General features: G+C 66.3%; 16 protein-coding genes. 15 read left to right on the forward strand and 1 reads right to left on the reverse strand.

Going from position 1 to position 15,785, the window contains the following annotated elements; translation table 11 throughout:
- The first annotated feature begins 2 nt into the window (after positions 1–2).
- The 11 genes from VJ897_RS11330 (at position 3) to iolB (ending at position 11,865) form a co-directional block, all read left to right on the forward strand.
- The gene (locus tag VJ897_RS11330; protein WP_324055775.1) at positions 3–824 is read left to right on the forward strand and encodes a TIM barrel protein; all 822 of its coding nucleotides are present in this window, start codon (positions 3–5) and stop codon (positions 822–824) included.
- 79 nt (positions 825–903) lie between these two features.
- A complete protein-coding gene (locus VJ897_RS11335; protein ID WP_324055776.1) occupies positions 904–1,851 on the forward strand; it encodes a sugar ABC transporter substrate-binding protein in 948 nt (315 codons plus the stop codon).
- A 92-nt stretch (positions 1,852–1,943) separates the two neighbouring features.
- On the forward strand, positions 1,944–3,026 hold the full coding sequence (locus VJ897_RS11340) for an ABC transporter permease (protein ID WP_324055777.1): 1,083 nt from the start codon (positions 1,944–1,946) through the stop codon (positions 3,024–3,026).
- Between the two features lie 41 nt (positions 3,027–3,067).
- Positions 3,068–3,847, forward strand: coding sequence for an ATP-binding cassette domain-containing protein (locus tag VJ897_RS11345; RefSeq protein WP_324055822.1), 780 nt, complete (start codon positions 3,068–3,070; stop codon positions 3,845–3,847).
- Between the two features lie 98 nt (positions 3,848–3,945).
- On the forward strand, positions 3,946–4,950 hold the full coding sequence (gene iolG / locus VJ897_RS11350) for an inositol 2-dehydrogenase (protein WP_324055778.1): 1,005 nt from the start codon (positions 3,946–3,948) through the stop codon (positions 4,948–4,950).
- A gap of 3 nt (positions 4,951–4,953) precedes the next feature.
- Entirely contained in the window at positions 4,954–6,879 is a 1,926-nt protein-coding gene (locus tag VJ897_RS11355; RefSeq protein WP_324055779.1) for a bifunctional 5-dehydro-2-deoxygluconokinase/5-dehydro-2-deoxyphosphogluconate aldolase, read from the forward strand.
- A 2-nt stretch (positions 6,880–6,881) separates the two neighbouring features.
- The gene (gene iolD / locus VJ897_RS11360; RefSeq protein ID WP_324055780.1) at positions 6,882–8,714 is read left to right on the forward strand and encodes a 3D-(3,5/4)-trihydroxycyclohexane-1,2-dione acylhydrolase (decyclizing); all 1,833 of its coding nucleotides are present in this window, start codon (positions 6,882–6,884) and stop codon (positions 8,712–8,714) included.
- Positions 8,714–9,619 (forward strand): myo-inosose-2 dehydratase, encoded by a 906-nt coding sequence (gene iolE, locus VJ897_RS11365; RefSeq protein ID WP_324055781.1) that lies wholly within the window; start codon positions 8,714–8,716, stop codon positions 9,617–9,619. The genes iolD and iolE overlap by 1 nt, the downstream gene beginning before the upstream one ends.
- Positions 9,620–9,676: 57 nt before the next feature.
- A complete protein-coding gene (locus tag VJ897_RS11370; RefSeq protein ID WP_324055782.1) occupies positions 9,677–10,858 on the forward strand; it encodes a phytanoyl-CoA dioxygenase family protein in 1,182 nt (393 codons plus the stop codon).
- A gap of 4 nt (positions 10,859–10,862) precedes the next feature.
- Complete coding sequence (locus tag VJ897_RS11375) at positions 10,863–11,066, forward strand: hypothetical protein (protein WP_324055783.1); 204 nt, start codon at positions 10,863–10,865, stop codon at positions 11,064–11,066.
- Positions 11,059–11,865: a 5-deoxy-glucuronate isomerase gene (gene iolB, locus VJ897_RS11380; protein ID WP_324055784.1), complete on the forward strand. Its 807-nt coding sequence runs from the start codon at positions 11,059–11,061 to the stop codon at positions 11,863–11,865. The genes VJ897_RS11375 and iolB overlap by 8 nt, the downstream gene beginning before the upstream one ends.
- Before the next feature lie 42 nt (positions 11,866–11,907).
- Here iolB and VJ897_RS11385 read toward each other — a convergent pair whose 3' ends face one another.
- Positions 11,908–12,930 (reverse strand): zinc ABC transporter substrate-binding protein, encoded by a 1,023-nt coding sequence (locus tag VJ897_RS11385; RefSeq protein ID WP_324055785.1) that lies wholly within the window; start codon positions 12,928–12,930, stop codon positions 11,908–11,910.
- Between the two features lie 56 nt (positions 12,931–12,986).
- Between VJ897_RS11385 and VJ897_RS11390 the strand changes: the two genes are divergently transcribed.
- The 4 genes from VJ897_RS11390 to VJ897_RS11405 all read left to right on the forward strand — a co-directional run bounded on the left by VJ897_RS11390 (position 12,987) and on the right by VJ897_RS11405 (position 15,661).
- A complete protein-coding gene (locus VJ897_RS11390) occupies positions 12,987–13,526 on the forward strand; it encodes a transcriptional repressor (RefSeq protein WP_324055786.1) in 540 nt (179 codons plus the stop codon).
- Entirely contained in the window at positions 13,523–14,281 is a 759-nt protein-coding gene (locus VJ897_RS11395; protein WP_324055787.1) for an ATP-binding cassette domain-containing protein, read from the forward strand. The genes VJ897_RS11390 and VJ897_RS11395 overlap by 4 nt, the downstream gene beginning before the upstream one ends.
- Positions 14,281–15,081 (forward strand): metal ABC transporter permease, encoded by an 801-nt coding sequence (locus VJ897_RS11400; RefSeq protein WP_324055788.1) that lies wholly within the window; start codon positions 14,281–14,283, stop codon positions 15,079–15,081. Before VJ897_RS11395 ends, VJ897_RS11400 begins: the two co-directional genes overlap by 1 nt.
- 112 nt (positions 15,082–15,193) lie before the next feature.
- Positions 15,194–15,661, forward strand: a complete 468-nt coding sequence (locus VJ897_RS11405; protein WP_324055789.1) for an RrF2 family transcriptional regulator — start codon at positions 15,194–15,196, stop codon at positions 15,659–15,661.
- Positions 15,662–15,785 lie beyond the last annotated feature (124 nt).

Consider the following 15,785-nt stretch of genomic DNA (forward strand, 5'->3'; position numbering starts at 1 on the left):
CCATGCAGCTTCGGACTGCGCTCAATCACATGACCGTGCCCGGGATGGGCTACGCGGCCTTTCTTGACCTCGCCTCAAGGCTTGGATGTGTCGGTGTCGAGGTGCGCAACGATATTCCCGGTCCGCTTTTCGATGGCGCACCGGCGATCGAGGGCGGCCAGATGGCCCGCGACAGGGGGCTGCGCCTGCTGGGGCTCGGCCAGGTCCAGCCCTTCAATGACTGGACGCCGGATCGCGAGCGCGAGGTCGCCGCCCTGATCGCCACCGCCCGCGAGGCCGGGGCCGAGACCATCAGCCTGATCCCGCGCAACGACGGCACCGGCACCGGTAACGGTGAACGCCACGCCAACCTGCGCATCGCGCTCAAGGCGATCCGGCCGATGCTGGACGATGCCGGGCTCGTCGCGCTGGTCGAGCCGCTGGGTTTCATCCGCTCTTCGCTGCGGTCCAAGCAGGAACTGGTCGAGACAATCGAGGCCCTGGACGCGGCGGATCGGTTCAGACTGGTCCATGACACCTTTCACCACACGCTGGTGGGCGGCGGCGCGCTGTTTGCCGAGATGACCGGGATCGTCCATGTGTCGGGGGTCTCTGACACGCAGGTCGCGGTGACACGCATGGAGGACGCCCACCGGGGGCTCGTGGACGCGGCCGACCGGCTGGGCAATGTCGACCAGGTCGCCGCGCTTATCGCGCAGGGATACGACGGCCCGGTCTCGATGGAGTGTTTCGCGCCCGAGGTCCATGCGCTGGCCGATCCGGAAGCGGCACTGCGCGGCGCTTTCGATTTCATGTCTTCGCAACTGGCGGAAAGGGCCGCCTAGGACGAAGGAGAACCGCCCCGGTTCACGGGGTATCCGGCGGAAAAACCGGTGTGCCGGACACCACGATTGGGAGGAACCAATGAAGAAGACACTTATCGCTGCAACCGCCATGATGACCGTCATGGGCTCGGCGTCCTTCGCCGAGACCATCGGCGCCTCTATCGCCCGGTTCGACGACAACTTCCTGACGGTCATGCGCAACGGCATGGTCGACTACGCCGACGGTCTGGAGGACGTCGAGCTTCAGGTCGAGGACGCGCAGGACGATGTTGCCAAGCAACTGGACCAGATCAACAACTTCATCGCCAGCGGCGTGGATGCGATCATCGTCAACGCGGTAGATACCTCGGCCACCCAGGCCATGACCCAGGCCGCTGCGAGCGCCGGCGTCCCGCTGGTCTATGTCAACCGCCAGCCGATCAACGTCGACACGCTGCCCGACGACCAGGCCTTCGTGGCCTCGAACGAGATCGAGTCCGGCACCCTGGCCGCCTTCGAGGCCTGCAAGCTGGCCCGTGCGCAGGGCCTGGCCGCTGGTGCCGATGCCTACATCCTGATGGGGCAGCTCAGCAACCAGGCGGCGGTGCAGCGCACCAAGGACGTCGATGACGTGATCGGCATGGACATGTGCAACTTCATCAACATCATCGACCGCCAGACCGCCGAATGGTCGCGCAACGAGGCCCAGGACCAGATGACCAACTGGATGTCCTCGGGCGAGCCCTTCGACATCGTCTTTGCCAACAACGACGAGATGGCCATCGGGGCGATCCAGGCGATGAAGGCCAACGGGATGTCAATGGAGGATGTCATCGTGGTGGGCGTTGACGCCACCCAGGACGCGCTGGTGGCCATGCAGGCCGGTGACCTGGACGCCACCGTGTTCCAGGATGCCTTCGGCCAGGGCGAAGGCTCGGTCGACGCTGCGCTGGCGCTGGCCCGCGGCGAGGAGGTGGATCAGAAGGTCTACATCCCGTTCCAGCTGGTGACGCCCGAGAACGTGGACGAGTTCCTCGACGAGAACTGATCCGGCAAGCCGCGGCAGGGCGCAAGCGCGCCCTGCCGCAGGTCTTGAAAAGCGGAACCGCGGCACGATAACCACCATCAGGGGAGCCACGAATGTCGGCGAAATCGGACGGTATCGGCGGGCTGAAATACGACAAGTCGAAAAAGACCTGGCCCAACGAATTCAACATTTTCATCGCACTGGTCGTGATCGTCGCGATCTTCGAGGCGCTGGGGCAGATTCTGCCCTACATGAACAGTCAAAGTTTCCTGTTCGACACGCAGGACCGGTTCGGCACCATCTTCAACGAAGCGCGCCTGCGCATCATCATCCTGCAGATCGCGATCATCGGGATCATCTCGCTGGGGGTGACGCAGGTGATCATTTCGGGCGGGATCGACCTGTCGTCGGGGCCCCTGGTCGCTGCGACCGCGATGATCGTGATGAGTTTCGCGCAGACGGGGCTGGTCAACGGAAACCCCAATCCGGCGGCGGTCTTCGGGCCTTGGTCCTTTGACCTTCCGGTGATCGTACCGATCCTGATCGGCCTGGCCTTCGGGGCTTTCATCGGCTCGATCAACGGCACGCTGATCGCCTTCACGCGCATCCCGCCATTCATCGCCACCCTGGGCATGTTCCTGATCTGCCGCGGTATCGCGCAGTGGTGGACGCGCGGCCAGCCGGTGTCGTTCCCCACGGAAAGCTATGCCTGGCTGGGGTCGGGCATGATGCCGGTCGTCTGGTTCCTGCTGCTGGCGGTCCTTTGCCACGTGCTGCTGCGTTATACCGTCTACGGCAAGCACACCTATGCCATCGGCTCGAACGAGGCGGCGGCGCGGATGTCGGGTATCAACGTCAAGCGGCACAAGGTTCTGGTCTACATGATCGCCTCGATGCTCGCGGCTTTCGCCGCCATCGTGCTCAGTTCCAAGAACCTGACCGCGCAGTCCGGCATGGGCCTGTTCTACGAGCTTTTCGCCATCGCAATGGCGGTGATCGGCGGGGTCAGCCTGACCGGCGGGCGCGGGTCGATCATCGGCACGGTGCTGGGCGCCATGGTCTTCGGCGTCATCCAGTCGGGCTTCACCTACGTCAAGCTGGACGCCTATTACCAGATCATGGCCATGGGCGCGATCATCATCAGTGCCGTGGTGCTCGACCAGTGGCGCCAGCAACGCGCCGCGGCGCGATCCTGAACCCGGAGGAGAGAGCAATGAGCGGTATCGAGCTTCACGACATGGGCGACATCATCCTCGAAACACGGGACCTGACCAAGCATTATGGCGGTGTTCATGCGCTGGAGGGGGCCGACTTCATCTTGCGCAAGGGTGAACACGTGGCGATCATGGGCGACAACGGGGCGGGCAAGTCCACCTTCGTGCGCCAGATCACCGGTGTCGAGCAGCGGACGCGGGGCGAAATCATCTTCGACGGCCACCCGGTGCATTTCGACGGGCCGCTGCATGCGCGCAAGGCCGGGATCGAGGCCGTGTTCCAGACCCTGGCCCTGGCCGATCACCTGGACGTGCCCGACAACCTGTTCCTGGGCCGCGAGAAGACCTGGATGGACTGGTTGGGACCCTTCCGATTTCTCGACTACAAGGCCATGCGGCAGGACACGATCGATGCGCTGGAAAAGACCGGGGTCAAGATCCCCAACATCCGCAACACGATCCAGAACATGTCCGGCGGTCAGCGCCAGTGCGTGGCCATCGCGCGCACCGCGAGCTTCCATTCCAAGCTGACAATCATGGACGAGCCCACGGCCGCGCTCGGGGTGCAGGAGACCGGCCAGGTCGAGAACATCATCCGCACCCTCAAGGAGCAGGGCGAACCGCTGGTCCTGATCAGCCACAACATGCGCCAGGTCATGGACCTCGTGGACCGGATCGTCGTGTTCCGCCGGGGCCGGATCGTCGCCAATCTCGACAAGGACGAGACCGATCATCAGGACGTGGTCGCCTACATCACCGGCGCCAAGACCCAGCCGGAATACGAGGTCGCAGAGATGACCTGACCGGCCACGCGGTCCGCTGAAAACGTCCGGGGCGCAGCCGCGGGGTTCATATTCCACGCTTAACGCGGGGCGAAAGCCCCGCCAGGGAAAGACAAGACATGACTGTGAGATTTGCCGTTCTGGGCGCTGGCCGCATCGGCCAGGTCCATGCCGCCGCCATTTCCAGCGTCCCGGGAGCCGCGCTGGTGGCCGTGGCCGATCCCGTGGCCGAGGCCGCACGGGCGGTGCAGGACACCCACGGCGGCGAGGTCCGCACCATCGACGAGATCGCGCGCAGCGATGACGTTGACGCGGTGGTGATCTGCACGCCGACGGATACCCATGCCGACCTGATCGAGCAGTTCTCGAAAACCGGCAAGGCGGTGTTCTGCGAAAAGCCCATCGACCTGTCGCTCGCCCGGGTACGGGACTGCCTGAGCGTCGTCGAGGCCGAGAAGGCGACGCTCATGGTCGGCTTCAACCGTCGTTTCGATCCCGATTTCATGGCCCTGAAATCCGCCATCGACGAGGGCCGCGTGGGCGATGTGGAAATGGTCACCATCGTCAGCCGCGACCCCGGCGCGCCGCCCGCCGACTATATCAGGCGCTCAGGCGGGATCTTCCGCGACATGACCATCCATGACTTCGATGTGGCCCGCTGGCTGCTGGGCGAGGACGTGGAGAGCGTGGTGGCGACCGGTGCGGTGCTGACCGACCCCGAGATCGGGCGGCTGGGCGATTTCGACAGCGTCAACGTGATCCTGCAGACGGCCAGCGGCAGACAGGCCATCATCACCAATTCGCGCCGCGCCGCCTATGGCTACGACCAGCGGATCGAGGTGCTGGGGTCGCGGGGCATGGTCGCCGCGCGCAACCACCACGAGGCCGATATCGATATCGCCGGGGCCGGCGGGTTCACCCGCCCGCCGCTGCTGAATTTCTTCATGACCCGCTACACGGCCGCCTATGCCAATGAGATCGCCGCCTTCGTGGCCGCGGTCGCCGAGGGCGCCGCAACCCCCACCACGGGCCATGACGGGATGATGGCGCTTGCGCTGGCAGATGCGGCGGTGAAATCGGTGGACGAGGGCCGCCTCGTGAAACTTGCAGAGGTGCTGGACTGAACCATGACCAAACTTGACGTCATCACGATCGGACGTGCGGGGGTGGACCTGTATGGCAGCCAGGTCGGCGGCCGACTCGAGGACATGGGCTCCTTCGACAAGTATATCGGCGGATCGCCCACCAACATTGCCTGCGGCACCGCCCGGCTGGGGCTGAAGTCGGGCCTTATCACCCGCGTGGGCGACGAGCACATGGGCCGTTTCATCCGCGAGCAGTTGCTCCGCGAAGGTGTCGACGTGGACGGGGTCGGAACCGACCCGGATCGCCTGACAGCGCTCGTGATCCTCGGCATTCGTGACGCGGAGCAATTCCCGCTGATCTTCTATCGCGAAAACTGCGCGGACATGGCGCTTAGCGAAGATGATATCGACGAGGGCTATGTCGCAAGCGCCCGGGCCATCGTGCCCACGGGCACGCATCTCAGCCATCCGCGCACCGAGGCCGCGGTGATCAAGGCGCTCAAGCTGGCCCGCAAGCACGGGCTGCGGACGGCGCTGGACATAGATTATCGCCCGAACCTCTGGGGCGTTGCCGGGCACGGCGAGGGCGAAAGCCGCTTCGTCGAAAGCGCCGCCGTGACCGAAAGGCTGCAGGCGTCGCTGCATTACTTCGACCTGATCGTGGGCACCGAGGAGGAATTCCATATCGCCGGCGGCACCACCGACACCCTGGCCGCCCTGCGCGCGGTGCGCGCGGTCAGCGACGCGGTGCTGGTCTGCAAGCGCGGCGCCGAAGGGGCCGTGGCCATCGAGGGCGCGGTCCCCGACAGCCTGGACGAGGGCCAGGCCGGCCCGGGCTTCCCGATCGAGGTGTTCAACGTGCTGGGGGCAGGGGACGGGTTCTTCTCGGGGCTTCTGAAGGGCTGGCTGGACGGGCCCGATGATCTGACGGACTGGCCCACGGCCCTGAAATACGCTAACGCCTGCGGTGCTCTCGCGGTCAGCCGACATGGCTGCACGCCGGCTTATCCGTCGCTGGAAGAGCTGGAATTCTTCCTTGACCGCGGGATCGTTCGACCGGACCTGCGCAACGACGTGGACCTCGAACAGGTGCACTGGTCGACCAATCGCAAGGGCGATTGGGCAACCTTGCGCACCTTCGCCTTCGACCACCGCGCGCAACTTGAGGACATGGACGGGTACACGCCCGAGAAAGGCGACAGGTTCAAGGAATTGTGCCTAGACGCCGCTCTGCGTGTGCAGGGCGGGCAGGGGGGCCATGGCATCCTGTGCGACAACAGGATCGGGCGCCGCGCCCTGCACCGGGCCAGTGGTTCGGGCCTGTGGATCGGCCGGCCGGTCGAATTGCCCGGCTCGCGGCCCGTCGATTTCGAACCCGAGCTGGGTTCGGACCTCGGGCAATTGCGCGAATGGCCGCGCGAGAACGTGGTCAAACTGCTGGTCTTCTGCCACCCGGATGATGACGACAAGACGCGCAAGATGCAGCTGGCACGGGTCAGGCGGGTTTTCACCGCGGCGCGGCGCAACGGGCTGGAGTTCCTGCTGGAAGTGATCCCGTCGAAGGTCGGCCCCGTGGAGGACGAAACCACCGCGACCCTGATCCAGGGCTTTTACGACGCGGGCGTCTATCCCGACTGGTGGAAGCTGGAACCCTTCAAGAGTCCGGCCGCCTGGCAGAAGGCCGTAGCGGCGATCACCCGCAACGATCCCCACACGCGGGGCATCGTGGTGCTGGGGCTCGACGCGCCCGAGGTGGAATTGACCGAGAGCTTTGCGCTGGCCGCCGCGCAGCCGCTGGTCAAGGGCTTTGCCGTGGGCCGCACGATCTTCGGCGATGCGGCGCGTGCCTGGTTCAAGGACGAGATGAGCGACGCCGACGCGGTGGCCACGATGGCCGATCGCTACGGGCGTCTGTGTGAAATCTGGGATACGGCCCGGGCCAAGGCCGGGCTGAGCGAGGAGCATTAGCAATGGTCAAGACGATCCGACTGACCGCCGCGCAGGCGCTGGTGAAATATATCGCCGCGCAGAAGAACGAGGATGGCGAGACCTTCATCGCCGGCTGCTGGGCCATCTTCGGCCATGGCAACGTGGCGGGCCTGGGCGAGGCACTCTATCCCGTGCAGGACGTGCTGCCGACCTACCGGGGGCACAACGAACAGACCATGGCCCATTGCGCCATCGCCTACGCCAAGCAGTTGCGGCGCAAGCGGGCCATGGCGGTGACATCGTCGATCGGTCCGGGGGCGACGAACATGGTCACGGCGGCGGCGCTGGCGCATGTCAACCGCTTGCCGGTGCTGCTGTTGCCCGGGGATGTCTTCGCAAATCGTGGTCCGGACCCGGTGCTGCAACAGATCGAGAATTTCGGTGATGGCACGGCCAGCGTGAACGACACCTTCAAGACCGTCAGCCGCTATTTCGACCGGATCAGCCGGCCCGAGCATTTGCTGACCGCGCTGCCGCGCGCCTTTCGCACCATGACCGATCCGGCCGACTGCGGCCCGGTGACGCTGTCGCTGTGCCAGGACGTCCAGGCCGAGGCTCATGATTACCCGGTCAGCTTCTTCGAACCGCAGGTCTGGCGGCCCCGCCGGGTGCGGCCCGACGCGACCGAGCTGGCGGCCATGGCCGATGTCGTGAAATCCGCGCGGCGGCCGGTGATCGTTGCGGGCGGCGGCGTGCATTATTCCGGCGCGACCGAGACGCTGAGGGCTTTTGCCGAGACCCACAACATCCCCGTCGCGGAAACCCAGGCGGGCAAATCCGCGCTGCCCTGGGACCATCCGCTGAACCTTGGTCCCATCGGCGTGACCGGTGGCGAACCGGCGAATACCGTCTGCGCCGAGGCCGACCTTGTGCTGGGCGTGGGCACGCGTTTCCAGGATTTCACCACGGGCAGCTGGGGGCTTTTCGCGAATCCCGATCGCCGCATCGCCTGCCTGAACGTGGCCGCCTATGATGCGGCCAAGCACAGTGCCGTGCCACTGGTGGCCGATGCGCGGGCCGGGCTGGAAGAACTGGGCGCCGTTCTGGGGGGGCATACTGCGCCGGGCGACATCGAGGGACTGAAACCGGCCTGGTTTGCCAAGGTCGATCCCGTCACCGCCCCGCCCGAGGACACCAACCAGCTTCCCACCGACATGCAGGTGGTGGGCGCGGTCCAGCGGCAGGCGACCGAGGACACGGTCGCCATGTGCGCTGCCGGCACCATGCCGGGCGAGCTGCACAAGCTGTGGAAGGCGGGCAGGCCCGGAAGCTACCACATGGAATACGGGTTTTCCTGCATGGGGTACGAGATCCCGGGCGCCATGGGGATCAAGATGGCCCAGCCCGGGGCCGACGTGATCTGCTTTACCGGCGATGGCACCTACATGATGGCCAATTCGGAAATGGCCACGGCGGCGATGATGGGCGTCAGCTTCACCGTTGTCGTCACCGACAACCGCGGCTTCGGTTGCATCAACCGCTTGCAGATGGGCACGGGCGGGGCCGAGTTCAATTGCATGCTCGACCACGCGGTCGGCGGCGAGAATTCGAACATCGACTTTGCCGCCCATGCGGCCGCGATGGGCGCCACCGCGCGAAAGGTTGCCAGCATCGCCGAGCTGGAAGAGGCGCTGGCCCGGCGCCACGACGTCACCGGGCCCTACGTCGTGGTTATCGACACCGATCCCTATCCCAGCACCGAACACGGCGGCACCTGGTGGGAAGTGGGCACGCCCGAGGTGTCCGACCGTGCCGAGGTCGCCGAGGCCCGCGCCCGTTACGAGGCCAACAAAGCGACGCAAAGGGCCGATTGATGAGTGTGAAACTGGGTATATCCCTGATCGCCTGGCAGAACGACGACCTGCCGGCGCTCACGGCGGATTTCACCACCGAGGGTGCGATGGAGGACGCGGGCCGGATCGGCTATTCGGGCGTCGAACGCGGCCGTCGGATGCCGCCGGATACCGAGGGGTTGCGTGCCTATCTCGACCGCTACGGCGTCGCACTCTGCGGCGGCTGGTGTTCGGGCAACCTCATGCTTGACGACCTGGAGACGGAAAAGGCGACGATCCGGGCCCAGGTCGACCAGTTCGCGGCGCTGAATGCGCCCTGCCTGGTCTATGCGGAGTGTTCCAACACCATCCAGGGCGACCAGGACCGCCCTGTGCGCCAGCGGCCCAAGTTGACCCGTGACGAGGTCATGGGCTACGCGGCCCGGTTGTCGGAGCTGGCGAAATGGTCCGCCGAGCGGGGCTGCCGTCTGGCCTATCATCACCACATGGGCGCGATGGTGCAGGATGCCGAGGATATCGACTGGCTCATGGAAGGGTCCACGTCCGATCTGACGCTGCTGTTCGACACCGGCCATCTGCACTTTGCCGGGGCCGACCCGCTTGCCGTGCTGGACAGATGGGGGCACCGGGTCAGCCACGTGCACTTCAAGACCGTGCGCCAGCCGGTACTGGACTGGGTTCGGGCCGAGGATCGCAGCTTTCTCGACGGTGTGGCGCACGGTGTTTTCTCGGTGCCGGGCGACCCGGAGGGCTGTATCGACTTCCAACCCATCACGGATCGTCTCAAGGCGATGGACTACGACGGCTGGATCGTGGTCGAGGCCGAACAGGACCCGGCCAAGGCGCCACCGCATCGCTACTCGAAAATGGGCTTCGATCATCTTGCCGAAATCTGCACCCGTTCGGGGCTGGAGATCGGGCACTAGGCTTCGCCGGCCCCCGCGCGGGGTCAACACCACCACCATGAACTGCAGGAGGAAATCATGGTAAAATCGGAACTCGGGCACGTCGGCTATTTCGACCGGGAGTCCTGCGATCTGGACGAATTCAAGGTGTTGACCTCGCAGAACCTGACAGCGGGGGATGTCCCCCATGCCGCGGGGATCGAGAAGAATGTCCCGCTCTACGACATGGAGAGCCTGCGTCCCGCCCTGGAGGACCCGGAACGCCGCCGCGCCCTGCTGGCGGAATGGGGTCGTGTCTTTCGGTCCTCGGCGGGTGTCATCGCGCTGAAACGGGCCTATGCGGACACCTCGGTCATCGACCGGGCCAGCGAGATCTTCCGACGGATCATCGTCGAGGAACGGGAATCCGCGGCCGGCAAGGGCGATCATTTCGCCGCGGCCGGAGCCAATGACCGGATCTGGAATTCGCTGCAAAAACAATGCGTGAAGGACCCCGAAGGCTTTGCCCTCTATTTCGGCAACGCGTCCTTGGCGGCAGCGGCCGAGGCCTGGCTGGGTCCGAACTACCAGATGACGGCGCAGGTCAATCAGGTCCGGCCCGGCGGCAAGGCGCAGACGGCACACCGGGATTATCACCTGGGGTTCATGAGTGCCGAGGAGGCCATGCGCTATCCCGCCCACGCCCACGAGGTGACCGCGACCCTGACGCTTCAGGGGGCCGTCGCCCATGTGGACATGGCCGTGGAAAGCGGACCGACCAAGCTGCTGCCTTTCAGCCAGCTTTACGGGCCGGGATATGTGGCCTTTCATGACGAGGGCTTTCGCGACTGGTTCGAAGAGGCCCATGTCCAGGTGCCGTTGGAAAAGGGCGATGCGGTCTTCTTCAACCCGGCGGTGTTCCATGCCGGCGGCGAGAACCGCACCGCCGATGTCGAACGCCTGGTGAACCTGCTTCAGGTCTCGTCGGCCTTTGGCCGGTCGCTGGAAGCGGTGGACCGCCGCACCATGGCGCAGGCCCTGCTACCCGAGCTGGTCAAGCTCAAGCAGGGCGGCGCGATGGGGGTCACCGACCTGGACGCGGCGATCGCCGCCTGCGCCGAGGGCTACCCCTTCCCGACCAACCTCGACACCGATCCGCCGGTTGGCGGGTTGGCCCCGCCCAGCATGGCCGCTTTCATGCGCCAGGCGCTGCAAGAAGGCTGGACCGCCGCGCAGTTCGCGCGCACCCTGGCCGACCAGCAGGCCCGGCAGGCGGCCTGAGCGGGTGTTCAACCTGCGCCACCCCTTCTTTCGGCCGCTCGCGACGCGGGCGGTCGTCACGGGGGTGGCGCTTGGTTGGGCGCTGTTCGAACTGGTCAATGGCAACGCCGGATGGGCCGCGATCTTCGGCGCCTTCGGTGGGCTCTGTGTTTACGAATTCTTCCTGGTCTTCGACCCGGAGAACTACAAGGACAAGGATGATGGCTGACCTTCTGTGCAGACCTTTCGGTACCCATGGTGAAGTCCACCGTATCACCCCGGAAAGCGCCGGCTGGCGTTATGTCGGTTTTTCGCTTCACCGTCTGCAGCCGGGCGAGACGGCCGCCGACACCACGGGCGAGCGCGAAGCGATCCTTGTCATGGTCGAGGGCAAGGCACGGATGCAGGCCGCAGGGCAGGACTGGGGCGTGCTGGGCGACCGGATGGATGTCTTCGAAAAGACCCCGCCGCATTGCCTTTACGTGCCGACTGACAGCGACTGGTCGGCGGTTGCCGAAACCCACTGCACCATAGCCGTCTGTTCCGCCCCGGGCACCGGCGGGCATCCGGCCCGCCGCATCGGCCCCGAGGGCATCGAGTTGACCGAGCGCGGCAAGGGCAACAACACGCGCTATATCAACAACATCGCCATGGAGGGCGAGGACTACGCCGATCGTCTGCTCGTCACCGAGGTCTTCACCCCCGACGGCAACTGGTCGTCCTATCCCAGCCACCGTCATGACGAGGATGACTACCCCCGCATCACCTACCTGGAAGAGACTTACTACCACCGCCTCAACCCGTCGCAGGGCTTCGGCCTGCAGCGGGTCTACACCGAGGACGGGACCCTAGACGAGACCATGGCCGTTTCCGACGGCGACGTGGTGCTGGTGCCGCGCGGGCATCACCCCTGCGGCGCGCCCTACGGGTTCGAGATGTACTATCTCAACGTCATGGCCGGCCCGCTGCGCAAGTGGCGTTTCCAGGCCGATCCGGCGGTGAAATGGATCATGGACCGCGACGCCTGAGAGGGCAGGGACGGGCGGCGCCACCGGCCGCCCGCGCCCGGGTCACAGGCAGTCGGCCAGTGTGCTGGCCAAGCCGCGCATCATTGCGGGGTAAAGCTCCGGTCCCGGCGCCAGGTCCGACCCCAGCGGGTCCAGCACTCCGGTGCTGGCCTCGGACCCTTCCATGACCGCCGTCACGATGCCGGGGTCGAACTGCGGTTCCGCCAGGACGCAGGTCACGCCCTGTTCGTCGACGCGGGCCCGGATTTCGGCGATGCGCGCGGGGCTCGGATCTGTCGCGTCCGAGAGCGAGATTGCCCCAGAGGCGGGCAGATCGAAGGCCGACTCGAAATACTGGTAGGCGTCGTGAAAGACGATGAACCTGCCATCACGCACCGGGTCGAGCATCGCGTCGATGTCGTTCGACAGGCTGTCCAGCTCCGCGCGGGCTGCCGTCGCATTCGCGAAGTAGGCGCCGGCGTTGCCGGGGTCGGCTTGCGAAAGCTGGGCGGCGATGGCGTTCAGCCAGACGGCGGCGTTGTCGGGCGAAAGCCAGGCGTGGGGGTCATGCGCGCCGTGATCATGGCCCGCGTGGGCGTCCTCATGGTCGCCGCGGCCCTCATCGTCATGATTATCATGCCCGTGATCATCATGACCCTCGTCCCCATGGTTGTCATGCTCGTCGTGGGCGTGCTCTTCCTCTCCATGATCGTGGACATGCGCCTCGAACAACGCGCCCTCCCGGATCGGCAACCGGGTCACGCCATCGGCCTCTAGCAGTTCGGTGACCGCGGCGCCGGTGGCCACGGTGCTGATGGCGTCCGCCAGCCATGGCGTCAGGCCGGGGCCGATCCAGAAGACCAGGTCGGCCTCTTGCAGGGCGGCGGCCTCGGAGGGGCGCAGGCTGTATTCATGGGGGGTGGCGCCCGGGGCGACGATCAGGTCCGGGGTGCCGATCCCTTCCATGACGCGTGCCACCAGCGAATGAACAGGCGCGATGTCCACGGCCACGTCCGGCACATCGGCCAGCGCGGTTCCGGCCATGAGCGTGGCGGCGACAGAGAGGGGCAGGCGGGTTCTGGACATCGGCGTCTCCATGTGATTGTGTAACATTAGTGGCTGAATAGATGATATGAGATAACATGACAAGCCTTGAAGTGGGCACCGATACAGGCACCGAGAGAAGCCCCGACCATCCCGCCGAGCCGGTGGGCTTCGGGACGCACGACCACGCCAGTTGCATTTCCGACGGGTTGGCCCAGGCCGAGGCCCAATGCGCCGCCGAAGGCTTGCGTCTGACCCCCGTGCGGCGCAAGGCGCTGGAAATCCTGCTGCAGGAGCATCGCGCACTGGGCGCCTACGATATGCTCGACCGGCTGCGCGGTGCGGGATTCGGCTCGCAGCCGCCGGTAGCCTACCGGGCGCTGGAGTTCCTGGTGGCCAACGGCTTTGCGCACAAGATCGAGTGCCTCAATGCCTTCATCGCCTGCGCCCATCCCGGCGCGCGGCACACGCCCGCCTTCATGATCTGCCGTGCCTGCGAATCGGTGGCCGAGGCCCAGGCCGCACCCGCCCGCGGCAGCCTTGGCAAGGCCGCGCGCGCCACCGGGTTCCGTATCGAGCGCACGGTGGTCGAGGCAGAGGGCCTCTGCCCCGCCTGCCAGGACGGTGGCGCGCAATGAGCCTGATCGCCGCGGAAAGCCTCAGCGCGGGCTACGGCGCCGATCCGGTGCTGCGCAACGTGTCCTTCGCGATCGAGCCGGGAGAGATCGTCACCGTGGTCGGCCCCAACGGGTCTGGCAAGACGACGCTGCTGCGCACGCTGATCGGGGCGCTGCGCCCCACGGCGGGGCGTATCCGCCGCAAGCCCGGCCTGCGGGTCGGATACGTGCCGCAGAAACTGCACATTGACCGGACCCTGCCGATGACCGTCGAGCGGTTCCTGCGCCTGCCGGGCCGCAGTTCTCGGGCCGCCTGTTCCCGCGCGCTCGAGAGTGCCGGTGTGCCGGACCTGTTGCAGCGGCAGATGGCGGGCCTGTCGGGCGGTCAGTTCCAGCGCGTCCTGCTGGCGCGTGCCTTGATCGAGACGCCGGACCTTCTTTTGCTGGACGAGGCGACGCAGGGGCTCGACCAGCCCGGCTCTGCCGCCTTCTATACCCAGATCGACGCGGTCCGGCACGGGACCGGCTGCGCGGTGCTGATGATCAGTCACGAGTTGCACGTCGTCATGAGCGCCTCGGACCGGGTGATCTGCCTCAACGGCCATGTCTGTTGCCAGGGCACCCCGGCGGTGGTTTCGGCGGCGCCGGAATACCGCGCGCTCTTCGGGAGCGGCACGGGGGGGGCGCTGGCGCTCTACCGGCACGATCACGACCACAGTCACGACCATGACGGGGCCTGCACCCACGACCAGCCCGGCAAGGAGGCCGCCGAGTGATGCTGGACGATTTCATGACCCGCGCCGTGCTGGCCGGGGTCGGCGTGGCCATTGCCGCGGCCCCGCTGGGCAGTTTCGTGGTCTGGCGCCGGATGGCCTATTTCGGCGATGCCACCGCGCATGCGGCGATCCTCGGCGTGGCGCTTTCGCTGGCCTTGCAGGTGTCGATCTTTGCCGGGGCCATGGCGGTGGCCCTGGCCATGGCGCTGACCGTCACGGCGCTGTCGGGGCGCGGCTATGCCATGGACACGCTGCTTGGGGTGCTCGCGCATTCGGCGCTGGCCTTCGGACTGGTCGCGGTGTCCTTCCTGTCGGGAATCCGCATCGACCTGATGGCCTATCTCTTTGGCGACATCCTGGCGGTGTCGCGCGGCGACCTGGCGGTGATCTGGGGCGGCGCGGCGCTGGTCGTCGGGCTGATCGGCTGGCGCTGGTCGGCGCTTCTGACCGCCACCCTGAACGAGGAACTGGCGCATGCCAGCGGTATAAACCCGCGCCGCGAACAACTGGTGCTGACCCTCGCGCTTGCGATCACCGTGGCCGTGGCGATCAAGGTGGTCGGCGTGCTGCTGATCGCGGCCATGTTGATCATTCCGGCAGCCGCGGCGCGGCCGCTGGCCCGCACGCCTGAACAGATGGCCCTGATCGCGGCAGTCCTCGGCAGCGGCTCGGCCATCGTGGGGCTGCGCGCGGCCTATGTCCTCGACACGCCGGCGGGGCCGTCGATTGTCTGTGTCGCGGCGCTGGTCTTTCTGACCACCAGCCTTTTGCAGGGGCTCATGGTGGGGCAGGGGCGCTGACGATCGGCGCGCGCGCAGGTTCCGGTCTCTGATCTGGATCAATCAAATCCGGCACGGTATATGCGACAAATCGACCGGCTGGCCGACAGCTCCAAGAAGATGGATCCATGACATGCGCCTGACAACCCGGACCAACCTTGCCTCTCGCGTTCTGATGTTCTGCGCGGTCAACGAGGGGCGGCTCGTGCGGTCTGGCGAGGTGGCTGAGACCTGCAACGCCTCGGCCAACCATATCGCCCGGGTGGTCAACCTGCTGCACGCGGGGGGGTTCATCGAGACGGTGCGCGGCCGCACCGGGGGGCTCCGGCTGGCCGCGCCGCCCGAGCAAATCTCGATGGGCGAGGTGTTTCGCGTTTTCGAGGCCGACATCCCCTTCGCGGAATGCTTCGACCCCGAGACGAACACCTGCCCGCTGATTGGCACATGCCGGTTGCGCCATGCCCTGACGCGGGCGCTCGCGGCATTCTACGACGAATTGGATCGTTTGACCCTGGCGGACCTCGTCGAGGGCAACTGCGGGCTACACGGGTTGCTCGCGCTGCCCGAGGTGCTGGGCGAGGCCTGCGCGGCGCCCGGCTGAGTCAGGGGCCGCGCCTCGGCATAAACCTGCTGTTAACCTTGGCGCCGCATGCTCATGGTTAAGAATTCTATTGAAATGTTCCTGTTTTGGTCCCATACCGTGGAACAAGACGCGAACACGGCAC

Source organism: Salibaculum sp. (assembly GCF_035270045.1).
Taxonomy (GTDB): domain Bacteria; phylum Pseudomonadota; class Alphaproteobacteria; order Rhodobacterales; family Rhodobacteraceae; genus Salibaculum.